This is a genomic window from Winogradskyella aquimaris, from assembly GCF_042676105.1.
Lineage (GTDB): Bacteria > Bacteroidota > Bacteroidia > Flavobacteriales > Flavobacteriaceae > Winogradskyella > Winogradskyella aquimaris.
Genome location: NZ_JBHTJQ010000016.1, coordinates 347386 through 367029, shown reverse-complemented (window position 1 = coordinate 367029; position 19644 = coordinate 347386). Strand labels below are relative to the sequence as shown.

Annotated in this window: 15 protein-coding genes; 9 read left to right on the top strand and 6 right to left on the bottom strand. The window is 35.0% G+C overall.

What is annotated here, in order from left to right; genetic code table 11:
- Positions 1–117 precede the first annotated feature (117 nt).
- Positions 118–1914, top strand: a complete 1797-nt coding sequence (gene lepA, locus ACFQ1K_RS11615) for a translation elongation factor 4 (protein ID WP_320554580.1) — start codon at positions 118–120, stop codon at positions 1912–1914.
- Here the strand turns inward: lepA and ACFQ1K_RS11610 are convergent.
- Complete coding sequence (locus ACFQ1K_RS11610) at positions 1911–3740, bottom strand: cation:proton antiporter (RefSeq protein WP_320554581.1); 1830 nt, start codon at positions 3738–3740, stop codon at positions 1911–1913. The genes lepA and ACFQ1K_RS11610 overlap by 4 nt on opposite strands.
- 113 nt (positions 3741–3853) lie before the next feature.
- Here ACFQ1K_RS11610 and ACFQ1K_RS11605 point away from each other — a divergent pair, with 113 nt between their 5' ends.
- From ACFQ1K_RS11605 to ACFQ1K_RS11595, 3 genes are all read left to right on the top strand, one after another.
- A complete protein-coding gene (locus ACFQ1K_RS11605) occupies positions 3854–4714 on the top strand; it encodes an MBL fold metallo-hydrolase (protein ID WP_320554582.1) in 861 nt (286 codons plus the stop codon).
- A 15-nt stretch (positions 4715–4729) separates the two neighbouring features.
- Positions 4730–6337, top strand: coding sequence for a S8 family peptidase (locus tag ACFQ1K_RS11600; RefSeq protein ID WP_320554583.1), 1608 nt, complete (start codon positions 4730–4732; stop codon positions 6335–6337).
- A gap of 80 nt (positions 6338–6417) precedes the next feature.
- Entirely contained in the window at positions 6418–8226 is a 1809-nt protein-coding gene (locus ACFQ1K_RS11595) for a M1 family metallopeptidase (protein ID WP_320554584.1), read from the top strand.
- 50 nt (positions 8227–8276) lie between these two features.
- Here the strand turns inward: ACFQ1K_RS11595 and ACFQ1K_RS11590 are convergent, their stop codons facing one another.
- Positions 8277–9467, bottom strand: a complete 1191-nt coding sequence (locus ACFQ1K_RS11590) for a succinylglutamate desuccinylase/aspartoacylase family protein (RefSeq protein ID WP_320554585.1) — start codon at positions 9465–9467, stop codon at positions 8277–8279.
- A gap of 3 nt (positions 9468–9470) precedes the next feature.
- On the bottom strand, positions 9471–11315 hold the full coding sequence (locus ACFQ1K_RS11585) for a CBS domain-containing protein (protein WP_320554586.1): 1845 nt from the start codon (positions 11313–11315) through the stop codon (positions 9471–9473).
- 145 nt (positions 11316–11460) lie between these two features.
- On the opposite strand from ACFQ1K_RS11585, the gene rnpA reads away from it, so the two are divergent.
- From rnpA to ACFQ1K_RS11565, 4 genes are all read left to right on the top strand, one after another.
- Positions 11461–11853 carry a ribonuclease P protein component gene (gene rnpA / locus ACFQ1K_RS11580; RefSeq protein WP_320554587.1) on the top strand — a complete coding sequence of 131 codons (393 nt, stop codon included), beginning with the start codon at positions 11461–11463 and terminating at the stop codon, positions 11851–11853.
- The gene (locus ACFQ1K_RS11575; RefSeq protein ID WP_320554588.1) at positions 11834–13468 is read left to right on the top strand and encodes a S41 family peptidase; all 1635 of its coding nucleotides are present in this window, start codon (positions 11834–11836) and stop codon (positions 13466–13468) included. The genes rnpA and ACFQ1K_RS11575 overlap by 20 nt, the downstream gene beginning before the upstream one ends.
- 100 nt (positions 13469–13568) lie before the next feature.
- Positions 13569–14408: an OmpA family protein gene (locus ACFQ1K_RS11570; RefSeq protein WP_320554589.1), complete on the top strand. Its 840-nt coding sequence runs from the start codon at positions 13569–13571 to the stop codon at positions 14406–14408.
- A gap of 51 nt (positions 14409–14459) precedes the next feature.
- A complete protein-coding gene (locus ACFQ1K_RS11565) occupies positions 14460–15797 on the top strand; it encodes a DUF7477 domain-containing protein (RefSeq protein ID WP_320554590.1) in 1338 nt (445 codons plus the stop codon).
- Here ACFQ1K_RS11565 and ACFQ1K_RS11560 read toward each other — a convergent pair.
- Genes ACFQ1K_RS11560 through rpiB form a run of 3 tightly spaced genes read right to left on the bottom strand, consistent with a single transcriptional unit; the run spans position 15794 to position 17604 of the window.
- Positions 15794–16240 carry a GNAT family N-acetyltransferase gene (locus ACFQ1K_RS11560; RefSeq protein WP_320554591.1) on the bottom strand — a complete coding sequence of 149 codons (447 nt, stop codon included), beginning with the start codon at positions 16238–16240 and terminating at the stop codon, positions 15794–15796. The two genes, ACFQ1K_RS11565 and ACFQ1K_RS11560, sit on opposite strands and share 4 nt — an antisense overlap.
- Positions 16240–17145 carry a cation diffusion facilitator family transporter gene (locus tag ACFQ1K_RS11555; RefSeq protein WP_320554592.1) on the bottom strand — a complete coding sequence of 302 codons (906 nt, stop codon included), beginning with the start codon at positions 17143–17145 and terminating at the stop codon, positions 16240–16242. The genes ACFQ1K_RS11560 and ACFQ1K_RS11555 overlap by 1 nt, the downstream gene beginning before the upstream one ends.
- A 24-nt stretch (positions 17146–17169) precedes the next feature.
- Complete coding sequence (rpiB, locus tag ACFQ1K_RS11550) at positions 17170–17604, bottom strand: ribose 5-phosphate isomerase B (protein WP_320554593.1); 435 nt, start codon at positions 17602–17604, stop codon at positions 17170–17172.
- 558 nt (positions 17605–18162) lie between these two features.
- On the opposite strand from rpiB, the gene ACFQ1K_RS11545 reads away from it, so the two are divergent.
- Positions 18163–19638: a T9SS type A sorting domain-containing protein gene (locus ACFQ1K_RS11545; RefSeq protein ID WP_320554594.1), complete on the top strand. Its 1476-nt coding sequence runs from the start codon at positions 18163–18165 to the stop codon at positions 19636–19638.
- Positions 19639–19644: the final 6 nt, after the last annotated feature.

Here is a 19644-nt window from a genome sequence, read left to right as displayed (position 1 = left end):
TTACTTGGTGATGTGGTTTTTCCGCACTTCACTAATGTCTAATTGTATTTTTTCTTGCATCAAAGCATAAGAATTCGATTATATTTGCACACTTAATGTTGCCTTAGAAAAAGAGAGATGAAGAACATTCGCAATTTTTGCATCATTGCACATATAGACCACGGAAAAAGTACACTTGCCGATCGGTTATTAGATTTTACAGGCTCTGTAACCGAGAGAGAAAAGCAAGATCAGTTGCTGGATAGTATGGATCTAGAACGCGAACGTGGTATCACCATAAAGTCTCATGCCATTCAGATGGAATATACATACAAAGGCGAGCAGTATATTCTTAACCTAATTGACACTCCGGGCCACGTGGATTTTTCATACGAAGTATCTCGTTCTATTGCGGCTTGTGAAGGGGCGTTACTTATTGTAGATGCCGCACAAAGTATACAGGCACAAACAATTTCAAACTTATACTTGGCCTTAGAAAATGATTTAGAGATCATTCCTATTTTGAATAAGATAGATTTACCAAGCGCAAATCCCGAAGAAGTAACCGATGACATTGTTGACCTTCTAGGATGTGACCCCTCTGAAGTTATTCCGGCTAGTGGAAAAACAGGTCTTGGGGTTGAAGATATTTTGGAAGCAATTATAGAGCGTATTCCTGCGCCACAAGGAAATGCAGACGAGCCTTTACAGGCCCTTATTTTTGACTCCGTATACAATCCTTTTAGAGGTGTGGAAACCTACTTTAGGGTCATTAACGGTTCTATTAAAAAAGGGCAAAACATAAAATTTATAAATACAGGCAAAAGCTATTTTGCTGATGAAGTTGGGACGTTAAAGTTAAAACAAGTTCCAAAACAAGAGATTAAAGCGGGTGACGTAGGGTACTTAATCACCGGAATAAAAGATGCTCGCGAAGTCAAGGTGGGAGATACTATTACCGATGCTAAAGTGACAACTAAAAATGCCATCTCTGGTTTTGAGGACGTTAAGCCAATGGTTTTTGCCGGAATTTATCCCGTAGATACCGAAGACTATGAAGAACTGCGTGCTTCGATGGAAAAACTTCAATTAAATGACGCTTCCTTGGTGTTTCAGCCTGAAAGCTCAGCTGCTCTAGGCTTTGGGTTCCGCTGTGGGTTCTTGGGTATGCTTCATTTAGAGATTATACAAGAACGCTTAGAGCGGGAGTTTGATATGACGGTCATAACAACCGTGCCTAACGTAAGCTACCACGCATTTACAAATAAAAACCCTGATGAGGTTGTTATAGTAAATAACCCTTCAGATTTGCCAGAGCCTTCAACTTTGAATCGTGTTGAAGAACCTTACATTAAGGCCACTATCATTACCAAGTCTGATTTTGTAGGTCCTGTAATGAGCCTTTGTATTGAAAAGCGCGGGCAAATCACCAATCAAACGTATTTGACGACAGAGCGCGTAGAATTAAGCTTTGATATGCCGTTAGCTGAAATTGTTTTCGATTTTTATGATCGACTAAAGACAGTCTCTAAAGGCTATGCCTCTTTTGATTATTCGCCGATAGGTATGCGAGCTTCTAAATTAGTTAGAGTAGATATCTTGTTAAACTCACAAACGGTTGATGCGCTTTCTGCCTTAGTACATGCCGATAATGCCTATACGATTGGGAAAAAGATGACCGAAAAGCTTAAAGAACTCATCCCAAGACAACAATTTGACATTCCTGTACAGGCTGCTATTGGTGCTAAGATAATAGCAAGAGAAACGATTAAGGCTCTTCGTAAAGATGTCACCGCAAAGTGTTACGGTGGTGATATTTCTCGTAAGCGTAAACTTCTTGAAAAACAGAAAAAAGGTAAGAAACGGATGCGCCAAGTTGGTAATGTAGAAATACCTCAGCAAGCATTTATGGCCGTTTTAAAGCTTAATGACTAATCTGAAACTTTTTTACCGAGATAGACCAAACGGCTTTTAGCGTCAATTTCTTTCTCAACATCATCATCCAAGGAAGGAATTATATGTATTTCGCCTTTACTCGTTTTGAGAAATAAAGGGATTTGGTCTTTATCATTTTTTATTTGTTTTAGAATCGTATTGTAAGATTCTAAATCCTTTATCGCCACTTCATTCATCTCAGGGTAGGCTTCAGTGACCTCCATAAGATTGTTAAAATCATCTGACAAGGTAAATACACCGTCTTCCGGTGAGATAGAGCTATTTTCCAATTCAGCTTTGGAGGCGAGTCTAAAAGAGCCATTTTCCCCAAATTGAGCACCATACTTTTCAACCGCATAACGGTTTATATCAGCATTTCCAGTTAGGGCCAAAAGATAACCAATATCACTAAATTCAACGTTGTCTTTCATTGTTTCTGAATAAATGTTCTCAGTATGTGCTTCAATACCCATTTTTTGTGCTTCGCTTACATTGTTTTGGTTACTGTCCACCAAGACCACGTGTCTTCCGTTATCCACGAGGTATTGTGCTACAATACGAGAAACCCTCGACGCACCAATTATTAAAATTCCTTCTGATTTTGTTAGAAAAACACCTGATATTTTAGCAAAAAGACGTGCCGTAGTAGCATTTAAAAGTACAGTTCCTAAAACTATCATAAACACCAGAGGTGTAATGTATTCTGCACCCGCAACCCCTTCTGCTCTTAATTTGCTTCCAAAAAGCGAGGCAATACCAGCAGCAACAATACCTCTCGGTCCTACCCAACTAATAAATAGTTTTTCATTTGCTCTCAATGTAGATCCTTGTGCGCTAATAAATACTGCCAATGGCCTTATGACCAATACCACGGCTAAGAATAAAGCCAAGGTTTCCCATCGATACAGCAACATTAAATCTTGGTAATTAATGTTTGCCGCCAATAAAATGAAGAGAATGGAAATTAATAATACACTTAAGGACTCCTTAAAATAAAGTAACTCTTTAATATTGTCTAACTTGCTGTTTCCAATAACCATACCCATCACAACTACAGCCAGCAGTCCTGATTCGTGAGCAAAAATTTCAGACTCGATAAAAACCAATAGCACCACGGATAATGATGCTACATTTAGAAGATAGTGAGGAATAAATTTTTTATTGATGGCAAAAACAAGAGCATGGGCAAAAGTAAATCCAAAGGTGGTTCCAAAAAGAATGATTTTACCAAACTCTACTAACGCCGTCCTTGTAAAACCAGCACCTCCTTCAACCGAAATAAATTCAAAAACCAAAACGGCTACTAATGCGCCTATGGGATCTATTAATATGCCTTCCCATTTTAAAACCGTAGAAACATCGCGTTTTAATGGAATATTTCTCAAAATTGGGGTTATTACGGTTGGCCCTGTGACAATAATTAATCCAGCAAATAAAAAGCACAAATCCCAACTGAGGTCAAACAAATAATGTGCTAATACTGCGCCGCCTAAGAAAGTAACAGTGGCACCAACTGTGATTAACTTGGTTATGACTGGACCAACATTTTTAATTTCACTTCGCTTTAGCGTGAGCCCTCCTTCAAATAGGATGATACTAATCGCCAATGACACAAAATAGAATAACCCTTCGCCAGGAAATAGTCCTTTTTTGCCGTTCCAGATAGGTTCAATCCATTTGGAACCGTCGTCATTTATAAACTCAGCAGCAATTGGTCCTACCAACAAACCAATAAGAATCAGCGGTAAAATGGCTGGAATTTTAAACTTCCAAGCTACCCATTGTGCTAAAATTCCCAAAATGATAATACCCGCTAATTCTACCATGTAAATCGTTTTTATAACATTCCGAAAATAGCCTTTTTTTTATAATCGGAAAAATCATAATAAATTCTAAAGGCTATTCTCTATTACAAGCTAATTTGGTAAATTGCGTGACTATGAATTTATATCCTATTAACGCTGGTAATTTTAAGCTTGATGGCGGAGCCATGTTTGGAGTAGTTCCTAAGTCACTTTGGCAACGCACCAACCCTGCAGACAACAATAATATGATAGATATTGCTGCACGTTGTTTGCTAATCGAAGATGGCGATTGTTTAATTTTAATCGATACCGGAATGGGAAATAAACAAAGTGACAAATTTTATAGTTACTACTATCTTTGGGGCGATGACACTCTTGACAAGTCGCTGGCCAAATATGGTTTTCATAGAGATGACATTACTGATGTGTTTATGACACATCTTCATTTTGACCATTGTGGAGGTAGTATTCAGTGGAATAAAGACCGGACAGGTTATGAGCCAGCTTTTAAAAATGCACATTTTTGGAGCAATGCTGACCATTGGAAATGGGCAACAGAACCTAACAGAAGAGAAAAGGCCTCTTTCTTAAAAGAAAACATATTACCAATGGAGGACAGTGGTCAGTTAAAATTTACATCACTGCCAGATGATCAGATTCTAAAAAATTCGGCTTTAGGTTTTGATATCTTTTTTGCAGATGGTCATACGGATAAACAAATGGTTCCTATGATTGAATACAAAGGGAAAACCATCTGTTTTATGGCCGATTTATTACCAACGGTTGGGCATCTTCCTCTGCCTTTTGTTATGGGTTATGACACTAGACCTTTACTGACATTAGATGAAAAAGAACTGTTTTTAAATATGGCAGCTGATCATAATTTTTATCTTTTTTTGGAACACGATGCCCATAACGAAATTATAACAGTAAAACACACCGAAAAGGGTGTTAGAATAAATGAAGTTTATACTTCTAATGATATATTTAATTAAACTAAACATCAACACATGAAATTTAACATTAGACCTTTAGCGTACCTATTTATGTCTGCGGCTCTTTTTGCGGGCTGTGGTGGTACAGCAGATATTTTATCTACGCCAATAGAAAACATCGACACGTCTCCTTTAAAAGTTACTGAATTAACAGACGCTGAAAAGAAAAATTGGGGACATCTCGATCTTGAAAGAGACACCGTTCCTGGAATGGCTGTAGATAGAGCTTACGAAGAAGTTATTAAAGGTAAAAAAGGTAAGAAAGTCATCGTAGCAGTAATCGATTCTGGTATAGACATAGATCATGAAGATTTAGATGACGTTATTTGGACAAATGAAGATGAAATTCCTAATAATGGTAAAGACGACGATAAAAACGGTTATGTTGACGATATTCATGGTTGGAATTTTTTAGGCGATGCTTATAATGAGCAATTAGAGTATGTGCGAATGATTGCCACAAAAGACACGTCTAGTCCAAGATACGAAGAAGCTGTTGCTTTACAGGCCTCGGAATACGAGAAGTGGACCGGTCGTAAAACACAATATGATCAAATTTATCAGCAAGTTATCTCTGCCGATGAAACCTTAGTTAAGGCTACAGGTAAAAGTGATTATACCAAAGAAGATGTTGAAGCTATAACTTCTGAAGACCCAGCTGTACAACAAGCTAAGAGCATTGCACAATATATGTATAACAACGGGATTAATTCTATGGCAGATGCTAAAAAAGAAATAAAAGAGGCATTAGAATCTATAAATGAGCGCTTAAATTATAATTTAAACATTAACTTTTCCGGAAGAACAACCAATGATGACATCAATGATTTATCAGATGTTGGTTATGGGAATGGTAATGTGAAACATGTAAAAAAATCAGAATCCCATGGTACACATGTTGCTGGTATTATTGCTGCAGAACGCAACAATGGTTTAGGTGCAAATGGCGTGGCCAACAATGTAGAAATAATGGCGCTTCGTGTTGTCCCTAACGGAGATGAGTACGATAAAGATGTTGCTCTAGCTATACGTTATGCTGTAGATAATGGAGCCAAAGTTATTAATGGTAGTTTTGGTAAGTCATTTTCACCACATAGTGAATGGGTTAGAGATGCGATTAAATACGCAGGTGACAATGATGTTGTTTTTGTTCATGCTGCCGGCAATGACAGCAATAATATTGATGTAGAACCAAACTTTCCAGATGATAACGTCAACTTTGTAGAAGTTTCGGACAACTATATAAGAGTGGGGTCTTTAACTCAAAATTACGGATCTAAAATGGTCTCTGGTTTTTCTAATTACGGAAAAAATAACGTCGATATTTTTGCTCCTGGTTCGTCTGTATATTCTACAACTCCTGAGAATGAATACGATTTTAAAGGCGGAACTTCTATGGCTGCTCCTGGTGTTGCTGGTATTGTGGCTCTAGTGCGTTCGCAATATCCAAAATTATCTGCTGCCCAGGTGAAACAAGTGATTTTAGAATCTGGTTTACCTCTAACCACTAAGGTCGTTGTGGGCGGAGATGCGTCTAAAGTAAAGCCTTTTGCTGATTTATCCAAAACAGGAAGAATAGCAAATGCTTTTAACGCTTTAATCATGGCTTCAAAAATCAAATAAGTCTAAACAAAATATATAAAAAGGTAACTCTTCTAAAATTTTTAGGATAGTTACCTTTCGATTTAAACATAGTTTTGAAAATGAAAAAATTGCTTCTAAGTCTTACCTACACTGTTTTAACATTGTCTTGTGTTGCAACAGAAAAACCACAATTAAACAAAACTAAACCAAACTTAAGCACATCTTCATACGGTTACTGGCAACAGCATGTGAGTTATACTATGGAGATTGATATGGATGTGGACACATATCAGTATGAGGGCAAACAAAAATTAGTTTATACTAACAATTCGCCCGATATTCTTACTCGAGTGTATTACCATTTGTACTTTAATGCCTTTCAACCAGGTAGTGAAATGGATGTACGCTCTCGAACCATTAGAGACCCTAGTCCCAAGATTGCAGATCGCATAAGTAAACTACAACCAGATGAGATTGGTTATATAAAGGTTAAATCTTTAAAACAAAATGGTAAAGCAATCTCTCATGAAACCGTGGGCACCGTACTTGAAGTAAAGTTAGACCAACCGATTCAACCGGGCGAAAGTGTTACGTTTGATATGGATTTTGATGCTCAAGTCCCTGTTCAAATTCGCCGTTCCGGCAGAAACAACGAAGAAGGTGTTGCCCTTTCTATGGCACAATGGTATCCAAAATTGGCTGAATATGACGATGAAGGATGGCATGCGGATCCATACATTGCTAGAGAGTTTCATGGTGTTTGGGGAGATTTTGATGTTAAACTTACCATAGATAAAGATTATGTTGTTGGTGGTACTGGCTATGTGCAAAGCGAGACCAATACCAAAAAAGGAAAAAAAACGATTCATTTTAAAGCACCGAATGTTCACGATTTTACTTGGGCTGCAGACCCTGATTTTATCCATGACACATTTGAAATGCCCAATGGTCCTAAATTACATTTCTACTATAAAAAGACCTTAGATCCAAAATACCTCGAAAATTGGAAAAAACTACAGCCAGATACTGCTAAGCTCATGACGTATTTTAGTGAGGCTATCGGTGATTACCCTTACGATCAATATTCAGTAATCCAAGGAGGGGATGGTGGTATGGAATATGCTATGTGCACTTTAATTACTGGAGAGCGTAGTTATGGTAGCTTACTCGGTGTTACAGCGCACGAAATGGCCCACACTTGGTTTCAGTTTTTATTGGCAACCAACGAAGCCAAGCATGAGTGGATGGACGAAGGTTTTACAAGCTACATTTCTACGTTGGCCGAAAATGAACTGAGTGGTAACAAAAGTGAAAATCCTTTATTAGAGTCCTATCAAGATTATATAGTATTAGCAAACTCTCGCTATGAACAGCCCTTAACAACTCATGCAGATCGTTACAGGTATAATCAGGTTTACGGTATAGCAGCTTATAACAAAGGTACTGTATTTATAGCTCAATTAGGTTATGTGATAGGTGAAGAAAATTTAAAGAAAACAATCAAAAAGTACTTTAATGATTTTGCCTTTAAGCACCCTAAGCCAATGGATTTTATACGTACTGCAGAACGCGTTACGGATTTTGAATTAGATTGGTATCTCATCGACTTTGCCCAAACTACGAATACCATTGATTATGGTATAAAGTCTGTTGAAGGCAATACAATAACCCTAGAACGTATTGGCCTAATGCCAATGCCTATAGATCTTTCTGTAACTTACATAGATGGTACTACAGAGGATTTTTATATACCATTACAAATGATGCGTGGTGAAAAACCATCATCTGCAACTATCATTAACGATTGGGCCTGGGCAATGCCCACCTATACTTTTAATGTGGGAAAAACCATTAAATCAGTAGAAATTGATTCATCACAACTTATGGCAGATGTTAGACGTGAAAATAATACCTTTACAGTAGAGTAATATTCAAGATATAGAAAACATAAAAACCGTAGTTTATCCACTACGGTTTTTTAATACCACGTTTCGTTTTTATACATTGCCTTTTTTGCAACTCGTTCTCTGTTGTAAAGCAATAAGTGGCTTTCATCTATTTGCTTATTTCTATACCCAAACAAATGGAATATAGATTTTGTTAAAAACCGAGCCACTTTTAAATTGGCCTTTAATATACCTGATGTTTTATCATACCATGTAATACCTGGCAGAAAGGTGAGTAAATGGTCTGCTTTTGCCATCCTAAGTAGCTCTGAAAGTTTCAAAAAGAATCTTGGTATGGGCTTAATAATAAAAAAACCGTCTTTTCCTGATTTTTGGTAAAGTGGCATAAAAAGCTTTGCAGAATAGTTACAATAAACGTCTTCACCATCTGAATTGGCTAAAAGAGTTCCTTTTCTTATAGATTGAAAGCTTTCAAAACCCCCATACATTTTAAAGTCTTCATCAGGTTTAATATGGTACTTATAAATAACTTCAAAAATAGAGTTGATATGTCTTGAAGCTGTTTTTAGTTCATTTTTGTACGTGTTTAGTTTCTTTGGTTCAGGCCTAATAAGGTTTCCCGTATAGTTTAAAACTAAATAAACAAAAGCTTCACAGCTTTTTACAGCCTGTGGGTCAGTGTGTTGCCCAGATTCAAAGCCCAAAGATACATAACCCATAGTATTGAGATAACTTAACAATGGGCCTTCCAAATATTCCTCAATGCCCAGTACAACAGGAACATTAAAGCATGATGAAAACTTTCGATTAATTAAAGCATCGTTAATAGTTATAAAAGGGAGTGTCTTGCTCGATGTAGTGTGTAAATCAATAAAGTAAATGGGGTTGTCTGTAGACGCAAGTACGCATTTAATAAACTTATATAAATCTATTTGCTCCAGTAGCTCGTTTTCAGGATTGCTTTCTGCTTCTAATTGTTGGAGTTGTCTAGACGTCCATAATCTATTTAGATCTAAATCTATAAAACGCTTATTAACCCTTAGCGCTTTAATATTACCGTAAACACCAAAGATTTCGCCCCTTAGCATGTTTTCATTTAGTTGTGGCATCACCGCGTTTAGTGCATTAACTCCTGCAAATTCATTACCATGAATACCAGCAAAGAAAACAACGGTAGCTCCTGGTTGTTTACCTTTTATATGATGAAAAACCCGGTTTGAGGCTTCTAAAGTTTTAATATGTTCTCGTAGGTTTACGTTCATCTTTTAAAAATCCCTTGAGGTTATAATTCCAAGTAGCTCCTTATTTCTAACCACAGGCAAACAATTGATTTTGTGCTTTTGCATTAAATCCTTAGCCTTGTTTAATGGTGCTTCTTGGGTAATGGTAATTAAATTAGTAGTCATAACATCTTTAACCCGCATATCTAAATCCTTGTCACCTTGTTTAATCAAATCCGTCCAGGTTAGTAATCCAGTGAGTTCCTTTTTCTTGTTTATAACTGGTAAATGGTGAATATTTTTCCATTGCATAATACTACTCACCAATTCTAAACTATCATTTTGATCAACAAGTAAAATGTTAGTGTTCATATTGTGCTTAACTATACGGCTTTCATCAATTTTTAAATTATCATCTGGGTTAAAAATTTCCCACTCAGCCACTGTTTTATCGCCAAACTGGTGTTTATATATGTATGCCGTTATATTCTGAAGTGCCTCAAAATTAGTTTTTGTTTTTTGAAGATTCCTATAATTATCCACCAACCATTGCGAGCCATTATGGGTTTTCGCGCGAGCTTCTATAACAGATAAATATTTTGAAATATCCTCAGATGCGATATTTACTTTTTCTAAGCCTTTTATAGCCATGGGTAAAAGCTCATTTAATATAAGGGCTTGCGCAGATATGAGTTTATTGTTCCATTTGAACTGTGTTTCCATACCATTACGTGCTGCCTTAAAGAAATTGTTCTTAACATCTTTAAAATTCATCTTTTCGTGAACCTTACTATATGTTTCTGATTGACCCAGCATTAAGCCTACCCAAAACACCATATTTGCAATTTCATCCGTTAAGGTTGGTCCTGCCGGTATATAACGACACTCGATTCTAAGATGTGGCTTTCCTCCTCCCACACCATAACAAACGCGATTCCATTTATAAACCGTTCCGTTGTGAAGTTGCAAGGCTTTAAGTTTAGGTATTTCACCTTTTTCTAATTTCTCAAGGCTATCATCATGTTCATCTGAGGTTAGCAAACTTCTAAATCTCGAGATATGGTCTCTAAATATATCTGTGACACTTCCCTTTTCCCAATCAGCACCAAAACTGACGCGCGACTGTTTTTCATTATGAATAAATGAATTTCGTCTAGTATCTATACTCTGAGTAAATAAGGCAATCCTTGTTTCGGCCCATAGTTCACGTCCAAAAAGAATCGGTGAATTTGCGCACACGCCTAAGACAGGGCCCGCTATGGCTTGTGCCCAATTATATTTATCTACAAATTCATCAGGATGAATCTGCAGATGCATTTGAAAGCTTGTATTACAAGCTTCGAGCATAACGTTGTCGTGAATTAAGTTAAGTTCGTCTACACCTTTTATATGGATGTGAAAATGTTCTCTTCTTGATAATTTTAGAGAATTATTCAACACATGGTACCGAGGCCTATCGGTCATGTATTCGTCAGCAATGTGTTTTAATCGCAACGTTGGTAATATACCTGTTAAAATCACTTTAGAATTTTGGCTTTTGGCTCCTTTTTTTGCTTTTACTAATAATGCTTGGAGCTGCTGCTGAAGACTAGAAAAACAATCTTCTTTTAGTAATAGAGGATCTGAATTAATTTCGAGATTATACTTTCCGATTTCAGTCGTAAAATGATCGTCGTCAATGGCTTCCAAAATTTGGAGATTATTGTTGTTCGGGAAAAACTTGTTGTTAGTAACACAAAACTCTTGCTCTGCACCTATTCTTATGGGTTCTTTTTCGATTAAACCTTTTCTAAGCATTATATCTAAGGCCTCTAAATCTCTAATAAGATGTCGAATATATAACGCCTTATCCTTGGGGCTTTTAAGTTGTTTTACGTCTAAATGTCCCATAACCGTACAGCTTAAGTTTGATTAGTATCTTGTAAGGTACTTTAAATCTAAGGGTTAAAATATGATTTTTATCATGGCATCCTTTGCATTTGTCTTGGTAAAGACAAAATAGCGCTCTATTTTTATGCGCTATAGATTCTTATTAATGCGTTTTAAATACAGTAAAAAAGATAAACTAAAAAGTAAAAAACTTATTGAACAATTGTTTAATGAAGGGAAGTCGGTAACTGCCTATCCCTTAAAACTGGTTTATCTAAAAACTGAATTTGATGATGGTTCTTTATTAAAAACAGGGGTGTCTGTTAGCAAACGGCTTCATAAAACTGCTGTAGGAAGAAATAGAATAAAGCGATTATTAAGGGAGGCATATCGCTTAAACAAGCCTTTATATTTTAACAATAGTTCAACATCTTATGCGTTTATGATATTGTATCTTAGTAAGGATGGAACAACTTTTGAGGATGTTGATAACAAAATGAAATTGTTATTTGAGAAATTCTTAAACAAAACAAATAAAGATGAAGAGAACCCAATATAAAAGACTATTGCTAACAGGACTTGCTCTAGTCGTCTTTTTTAGTACCACGGCATTTAGAAGCGACTTTTTTGAGATTGCAAAACAGATAGAGATTTTCACAACCATGTTTAAGGAGTTAAACATGAATTATGTAGACGAAACCAATCCAGGAGAGCTCATGGACACGGCAATTAAGAGCATGTTAGATGATTTAGATCCTTACACCCAATTTTATAACGAACAAGATGTTGAAGCCTCAAGAATAAATAATGCTGGTGATTATACAGGTATTGGAGCTAAAGTTTTAACGCTAAAAGACAAACTGGTAATTGTAGAACCCTACAAGAACTACGCTGCAGATAAAGCGGGATTAAAAGCGGGAGACGAGATCATAAAAGTAGACAACGTCGTGGTTTCGGATTTTAAAGAGGATGCAGCAAATTTGTTGCAAGGTGCAGCTGGTACCGAGGTTAATATAACGTATAAGAGACAAGGGAAAACAAAGACCATTAAGATCATACGAGAATCTTTAGAAATCAAAGCTGTGCCTCACTACTCAATGATAGACGATAAGACAGGCTATATTGTATTACGTAAATTCAATAATAAAGCGTCTTCTGAAACCCTTGGTGCTCTAAGAGCTTTAAAAAATCAAGGTGCTGAACGGCTAATTTTGGATTTAAGAGGAAATCCTGGAGGGTTATTAAGCGAAGCTGTAAACGTCACAAATATTTTTGTACCTAAAAATCAGTTGGTTGTTACTACAAAGTCTAAAGTTAAAAAGTATAATAAAACCTATTATACGAAGCGTGATGCTGTAGATACAGAAATTCCTTTAGTGATACTAATTGATGGGCGAAGTGCTTCTGCAAGTGAGATTGTATCTGGTGCATTACAAGATATGGATAGGGCCGTTGTTGTTGGTACACGAAGTTTTGGTAAAGGCCTAGTACAGCGACCAAAACCGTTGACTTACGGTACACAAATGAAAATCACTATATCACGTTACTACACTCCGTCTGGTCGCTGTATACAAGCCTTGGACTATTGGAATAGAGATGAAAATGGTAAAGCTACACGTGTAAAAAAAGAGAATTACAATGAGTTTAAAACACGAAATGGAAGACCCGTATATGACGGTGGCGGTGTACAACCAGATATTGAAGTAGAATTTGCTAAACAAACACCTATAACAAAAGCTATTCTAAATGAAAACTTGGTGTTCAACTTTGCTACAGACTATTATTACAATAATAACGTTGATGATTTAACCAAGTTTACGTTGTCTGATAGTGAATTTAAATCCTTTAAAAATTATTTAAAAACTACAGGATTTAATTTTGAAACAAAAACAGAAAAAGCACTCAGTGACGCCATGGATATTGCAAAAGATGAAGAATTGCAAAGTGTAATAAGTTCAGAATATCATAATTTATCCGCAGCTTTACAAGCCTATAAATCTAATGCCATAGATGCTAATAAAGTACAGTTAAAATCATTATTAACAGATGAAATCATTAAGCGCTATTTTTACAGCGAAGGCTTGTATAACTATTACACAGCAAACAATCCTGAGATAAAAAAAGCTATTAGCATACTTAATAATCCTAATGAATATGCAAATATCTTAAGGTAGTTTATAAACCTCTAATAAACAGCCGAATAAGTAAACAACAAAAAATTGCTTACCTTTAGTATTACATAAATTTTCAGAATACTAGAAAATTTAAATAAAGATGAAGTCCCTACTCGTTGTTATATACCTAAGTTTTCAGTTCGCTTTTGCTCAAAAAGAGATAAAGCATCAGGTTTATTTTTTGACCGATGAGTACCAAATTCCTGAGACCGAAGAAAGCCGTCTTCTATTATTTTTATCTGAAATAGAAAATATGGATATTCAAAAGATATCCATTTATGGGTTTTGTGACGATAGAGGTAGCGATTCCTATAACTTGGTGTTATCCCAACAGCGTGCAGACGCTATAAAAGAGGTCTTTTCAAACAACGAGTTTGATGAATCCGTTATTACTAATGTAGATGGTAAAGGCGAGATTTTACTTAATGTTGTTAATGATAATGATCTCTATAAAATTCGTGGTCTAAATAGAAAGGTTGAAATTATTGTACAACCCTACGATCCTCCAAGAGAAAAAGTAGAACCCCCTAAAAAAGAAACCACAGAAGAACTTTTAAGTGGTGATTTGAAGGAGGGTGATAAAATACAATTGGAAAATATTTTATTCCGTACAGGTTATAGTTACCTCACCAAAGAATCTAAAGCAAAGTTAGATGAAATCGCAAAAATATTAGTAAAACGCACCGATATTTATTTTAACATCGAAGGGCATGTCTGTTGTACACAGGGTGCTCGTGATGCGATAGACCGCAAAACAAAAAAACGCAATCTCTCATTGGCTAGGGCAAAAACAGTCTACGATTACTTGGCTGATAAAGGTGTGAAGCGTTATAGAATGAGGTTCGTTGGTCAAAGACGAAAATTTCCTCTTGGTGGAGAACCAGAACTAGATAGACGTGTAGAAATTGTGGTAACTCGTGTTATCAAACCTAAAAATTAATTTTTTTTCTATCATTATCTTTCTAGACAACATCAATTATTTATCCTAAATATGAAATATTTTTACTTCTTCTTAGCTCTATTTTTTAGTTTAAATATAGGCTTTTCACAACAAAAATTTTACGAAACAAGTTGGACATCTAATAATGTATCCTATACTGGATTATTAATTTATAATAGTGATAATGATGCTTTCATGCGTGTAAAATATAAGGCCAATAATTCTGATAAAGTAGCAGAATTTAAATGCTATAAAATATCTTTTAATGAGGGGGATATTAAAGGTTATTATTGGGATGGTAGAAATGCTAATTTAGTTAAAGGCAGTGGCTCTGGTTATAGTGCTGATAATTTTTACTTTATCGATAAGGGCGGTTATTATTCAAAACCTATGCATATAGATGATTATGGCATGGAACAAAATAATAAGGCAAGTTATTATACTCAAGTTAGTTATTGGAAGGAAATTCAACCTAATAAATTTACAAAGAGTTATGTGTCTAGTTTTTTCTATTCCTATGAGAGTTATTACGATAAGCTTATAATGTTAAAACTTACAAGCAGCACAATGCTACCTACAACATCGTCTAATACAAGCAATAATTCGTTCTTAAACACAAATAAAAAGTCTACAAACACAACAATCCCTGAGGATAGTGATTTAGGGTCAATTTACAATTATTCTATTGGCTCTTATTCAGAAAAATGGATAGTACGGTCCAACTTTCCAAAAACGGATATCGATAACTTATGGGACAGAGGTTATGAAATTAATTCATTTACCTACAGTAAAAATAAATGGATTATAGATTTTACTAAAAGAAAAAACTTCAATAATCAAAGATGGAGAACTCGAGTAAACTTTCCTAAAGAGGAGATAAGTAAGGGCTGGGATAGTGGTTTCTTAATTTCCTCTATTACCTATGGAAATGGTGTATGGGCAGTTAATATGTCAAAGGGTACTGGCTATTTTCAACAAATGTGGAGGACTCGAAAATTATATCCTAGAGAAGAAATTGATAAGGGATGGGAACAGGGTAAACGAATAACTCAACTTGGCTATTATGATGGTCTATGGGTTTTAGTCATGTCTAAAGGAACTGGTTTTTATAGTCAAAGTATATTTAGAGACGTTGAAATGCCTACAGAAAAAATAAGAAAAGGTTGGGATGAAGGGAAACATATAACTTCATTTACATATGGTAACGGTAAATGGATTGTAGTCATGTCTAAAGGAACCAAGTATTCAACACAAAGGTGGAGAACTAGATCCTATTTTCCTAAAGAGGAAATTGAAAAAGGCTGGAAAGATGGTTTTGAAATCACAGCTCTTGAGTATAATGAATCTACTAATCTCTGGGGTCTAATAATGTCTAAAGTTAAAAATTAAGACTCTAAAAGCATATTAACATGCGGAATACCATCCTCTAGGTACTCCTCTCCTACTTCTTTAAATCCTAAGTTATTATAAAATCGCTTTAAATAAGTTTGAGCTGAAATTCTAATGTGCGACGTTTTGAAATGCTTTTGAATAGCTTCTACCGAAACATTCATTATATCATAGCCGTAGCCATATTGACGTTGAGTTTCCTTAACCACTACTCTACCAATACTAGCTTCTTTAAAATAGTCCCCTGGTTTAAAAATTCGTGTGTAAGCCACTAAGTTTTGATTTTTATAACCTAGCACATGAAAGGCTTTTTGATCCTTACCATCAATATCTTGATAGACACAATCCTGTTCTACAACAAAAACTTCACTTCGTAACTGAAGTAAATCGTAAAGTTCCTTGGTATTGAGTTGCTCAAATGTTTTGGTTTGTATATCTAACATCAGTCCTGTACAATTACTTCTTTAGGGTCTTCTTTATTAAATTCTGGTTGAATAGTAACATGGTTAATATCAAACTCGTCATGTAGAAGTGCTTCAATCTCTAACAATAATGTATTAAACTCAGTAGTACTAATATCTTCCTGTAGATCTAAATGCGCTTCAAGATGCAATTCATGGTCGCTTAAATTCCAAATGTGCACATGATGTAATTTCTTAACCTTTGGTAACTGATTGACCGCTCTAACGACATCTCTTGTGTTAATGTGTTCTGGAGTAAAAAGCATCAATATTTTTGTGGAGGTTTTTAATAAATCATAACCTACATAAATTAAGTACAAGGCTATTAATAACGTTAATAAACTATCCACCCAGAATAATTGGTAATATTTCATTAAAAGACCACCGATCAAAACGGCAACACTAGCCAACATATCCGTTAATAAATGTAAGTATGCCGAACGGATATTAATATTATTGGTAGAGTCTTTTTTTAAGAGTAAAACACTAAGTCCATTGGCTATAATGGCTATAAAAGACAGCCATATCACTAAATTAGAATCTATTTGTTGTGGATTTAGAAATCGTTCTATAGCTTCTTTTATTAAGATAATAGCAACAATAATTAAGGTTGAAGCATTAACGAATGCTGCTAAAATTTCAGCACGCTTGTAACCAAATGTTCTATTGATAGAGGCCTTTTTCTGTGATAATTTTGCAGCAGCATAACTCACTATTAGTGATAATACATCACTAAAATTATGCAATGCATCACTTAATAGTGACAAACTACCTGAAAGTAAACCACCAATAACCTGAGCTACAGTAATTACAATATTCAATACTATTGTAATTAATAACTTTCTACCTTTTAAATCTTTGTGATTATGTGCGTGTGAATGACTCATGCGATACCAATTTACAAATTGGTATTAACATGATAAAGGAATTTTATCAATGCGTCGTTTATGACGACCACCTTCAAACTCTGTATTAAGAAATACATCTACCATTTTTATAGCCTGTGGTATGGACGTGTATCGTGCAGGAATGCAAATAATATTGGCATCATTATGTTGACGTGCCAGTTCTGCAATTTCACCCATCCAACAAACACCTGCTCTAACGTTTTGATATTTGTTAGCAGTCATAGCAACTCCATTAGCCGTACCACAAATCAAAATACCAAAATCTACGTTTCCATCATTAACATATTTAGCCACAGGATGCACAAAATCAGGATAGTCCGCACTCTCGGAAGTATCTGTTCCATAATTTGTAATGGTATATCCTTTACTTTCAAGATGTTGCATTATCGCTTGCTTATACTCTGGTCCTGCGTGATCGTTACCGATGGCTATTGTCATTTTTTAAAGTATTTGTTTGTTGATGCAAAATTACAAATAATAAAATCTGGTTAATACAATTTCTTATTACTTGTTAATAAGTGTTTACAAGTTTTGAAAATAAAAATTAGGATTGTTGCTTAATTTTTTCAAGCAAGAATAGGATGGTAAAAACAAAATTAATTAGTCTTTTTTTTCGAGGAAGTTATTCATACTCCTGACAGTCAAAATTAACAGGATAAGTAAAAATAGATATGAGTCATTTCTATTAACATGAGTTATTAACAGGTGTTTACAATAAATTTATATTTCTTAATTATCAATGGTTTGCATGTAAATTTAATGTTAACTAAACCGTAACAAAGTGTAAACTTCAATTTATCAAAACAATTTAGTAAAAAGTTATTCTACTAATTAACACCCTATAATAATCATTATTTATTTTTTAAAATTTTAAAAGAAAAATGATAATAGTATATATAAATGTGAATAAGTGATTTTTTATTTATTTAACATTAAAAATTTTTAATAAGATTTTTAAATAAATACTATTGCAGGAAAATTCTTAATTATTAATACATGAAAAAACAATTACTTTTACTAATACTAATACTAATACCACTCATAAACTTTAGTCAAGTTCAAATTGGACAAGATATTGATGGAGAATTTCTAGCCGATGAATCTGGTTTCGCAGTAAGTTTATCTTCAAATGGGAAATTTCTTGCTATAAGCTCTATTGACAATCCTGGTAATGGAGTTAGTTCTGGTCATGTGCGTGTCTATGAAAATCTCAATGGAGTTTGGATACAGGTAGGTCAAGATATAGATGGCGAAGCAGCAGGTGATTGGTCAGGTTTCTCTATAAGTTTGTCTTCAAGCGGAAACGTCCTAGCTATTGGTGCAGTCAGAAACTCTGGAAATGGTCTTCTTTCAGGTCATGCTCGTGTTTTTGAAAACGTTAGTGGAGTGTGGACACAGATAGGTCAAGATATTGATGGTGAAAATACAGATGATCAATTTGGATATGCAGTAAGTTTATCTTCTAATGGAAATACACTAGCAGTTAGTTCAACAAGAAACTTTGGTAATGGAGCTTATTCAGGTCATGCTCGCGTTTTTGAAAACGTTAATGGAGTCTGGACACAAATAGGTCAAGATATAGATGGCGAAAATAGTAATGATCAATCTGGCTACTCTTTGGATTTATCTTCAGATGGAACCAAAATAGCTATAGGTGCTTTTAAAAATGATGGTAATGGAATGGATTCTGGTCATGTAAGAGTTTATGAGAATATTAACGGAGTTTGGACACAGATAGGTCAAGATATAGATGGAGAGTTAGCAAACGATTTCTTTGGACGTTCATTAAGTATATCTTCAGATGGTAATACTATTGCTGTAGGTGCTACACAAAATGATGATAACGGAATGGATTCTGGCCACGTAAGAGTCTATGAAAATGTTAATGGAGTTTGGACACAAATAGGTCAAGATATTGATGGAGAAGCAGCTGTTGATATTTCTGGATATTCCATAAGTTTATCCTCAGATGGTAGTATTATAGCTATAGGTGCTCCACTTAATGATGATAATGGTGTTGATTCTGGTCATACAAGAGTTTATAAAAATATATCAGGAATATGGACGCAGATAGGTCAAGATATAGATGGGGAGGCAGCTGATGATCGTTCTGGTTATTCTGTAAGTTTATCTTCAAATGGGGAGACTCTGGCAGTAGGAGCTATTGGTAATGATGGTAACTTGATTAATTCTGGTCATGTACGGGTATATGATTTATCAGAATCTTTAACAATACAAGACCAAGTGATTCTAGATTTCAACTTATATCCTAATCCAGCTAGAACTCATTTCACGATTCAAATGAAAAATAACTCTGAATTAAATTCTATTAGTATATATAATTATCTAGGTCAGTTGGTTTTAACTTCCGAGGAGAGAATGATTGACACTACTGAATTAGCTTCAGGTCTATATATAGTTGAGGTAGAAACTACGAAGGGAAAATCAACAAAGAAGTTAATAATTAAATAACTGATA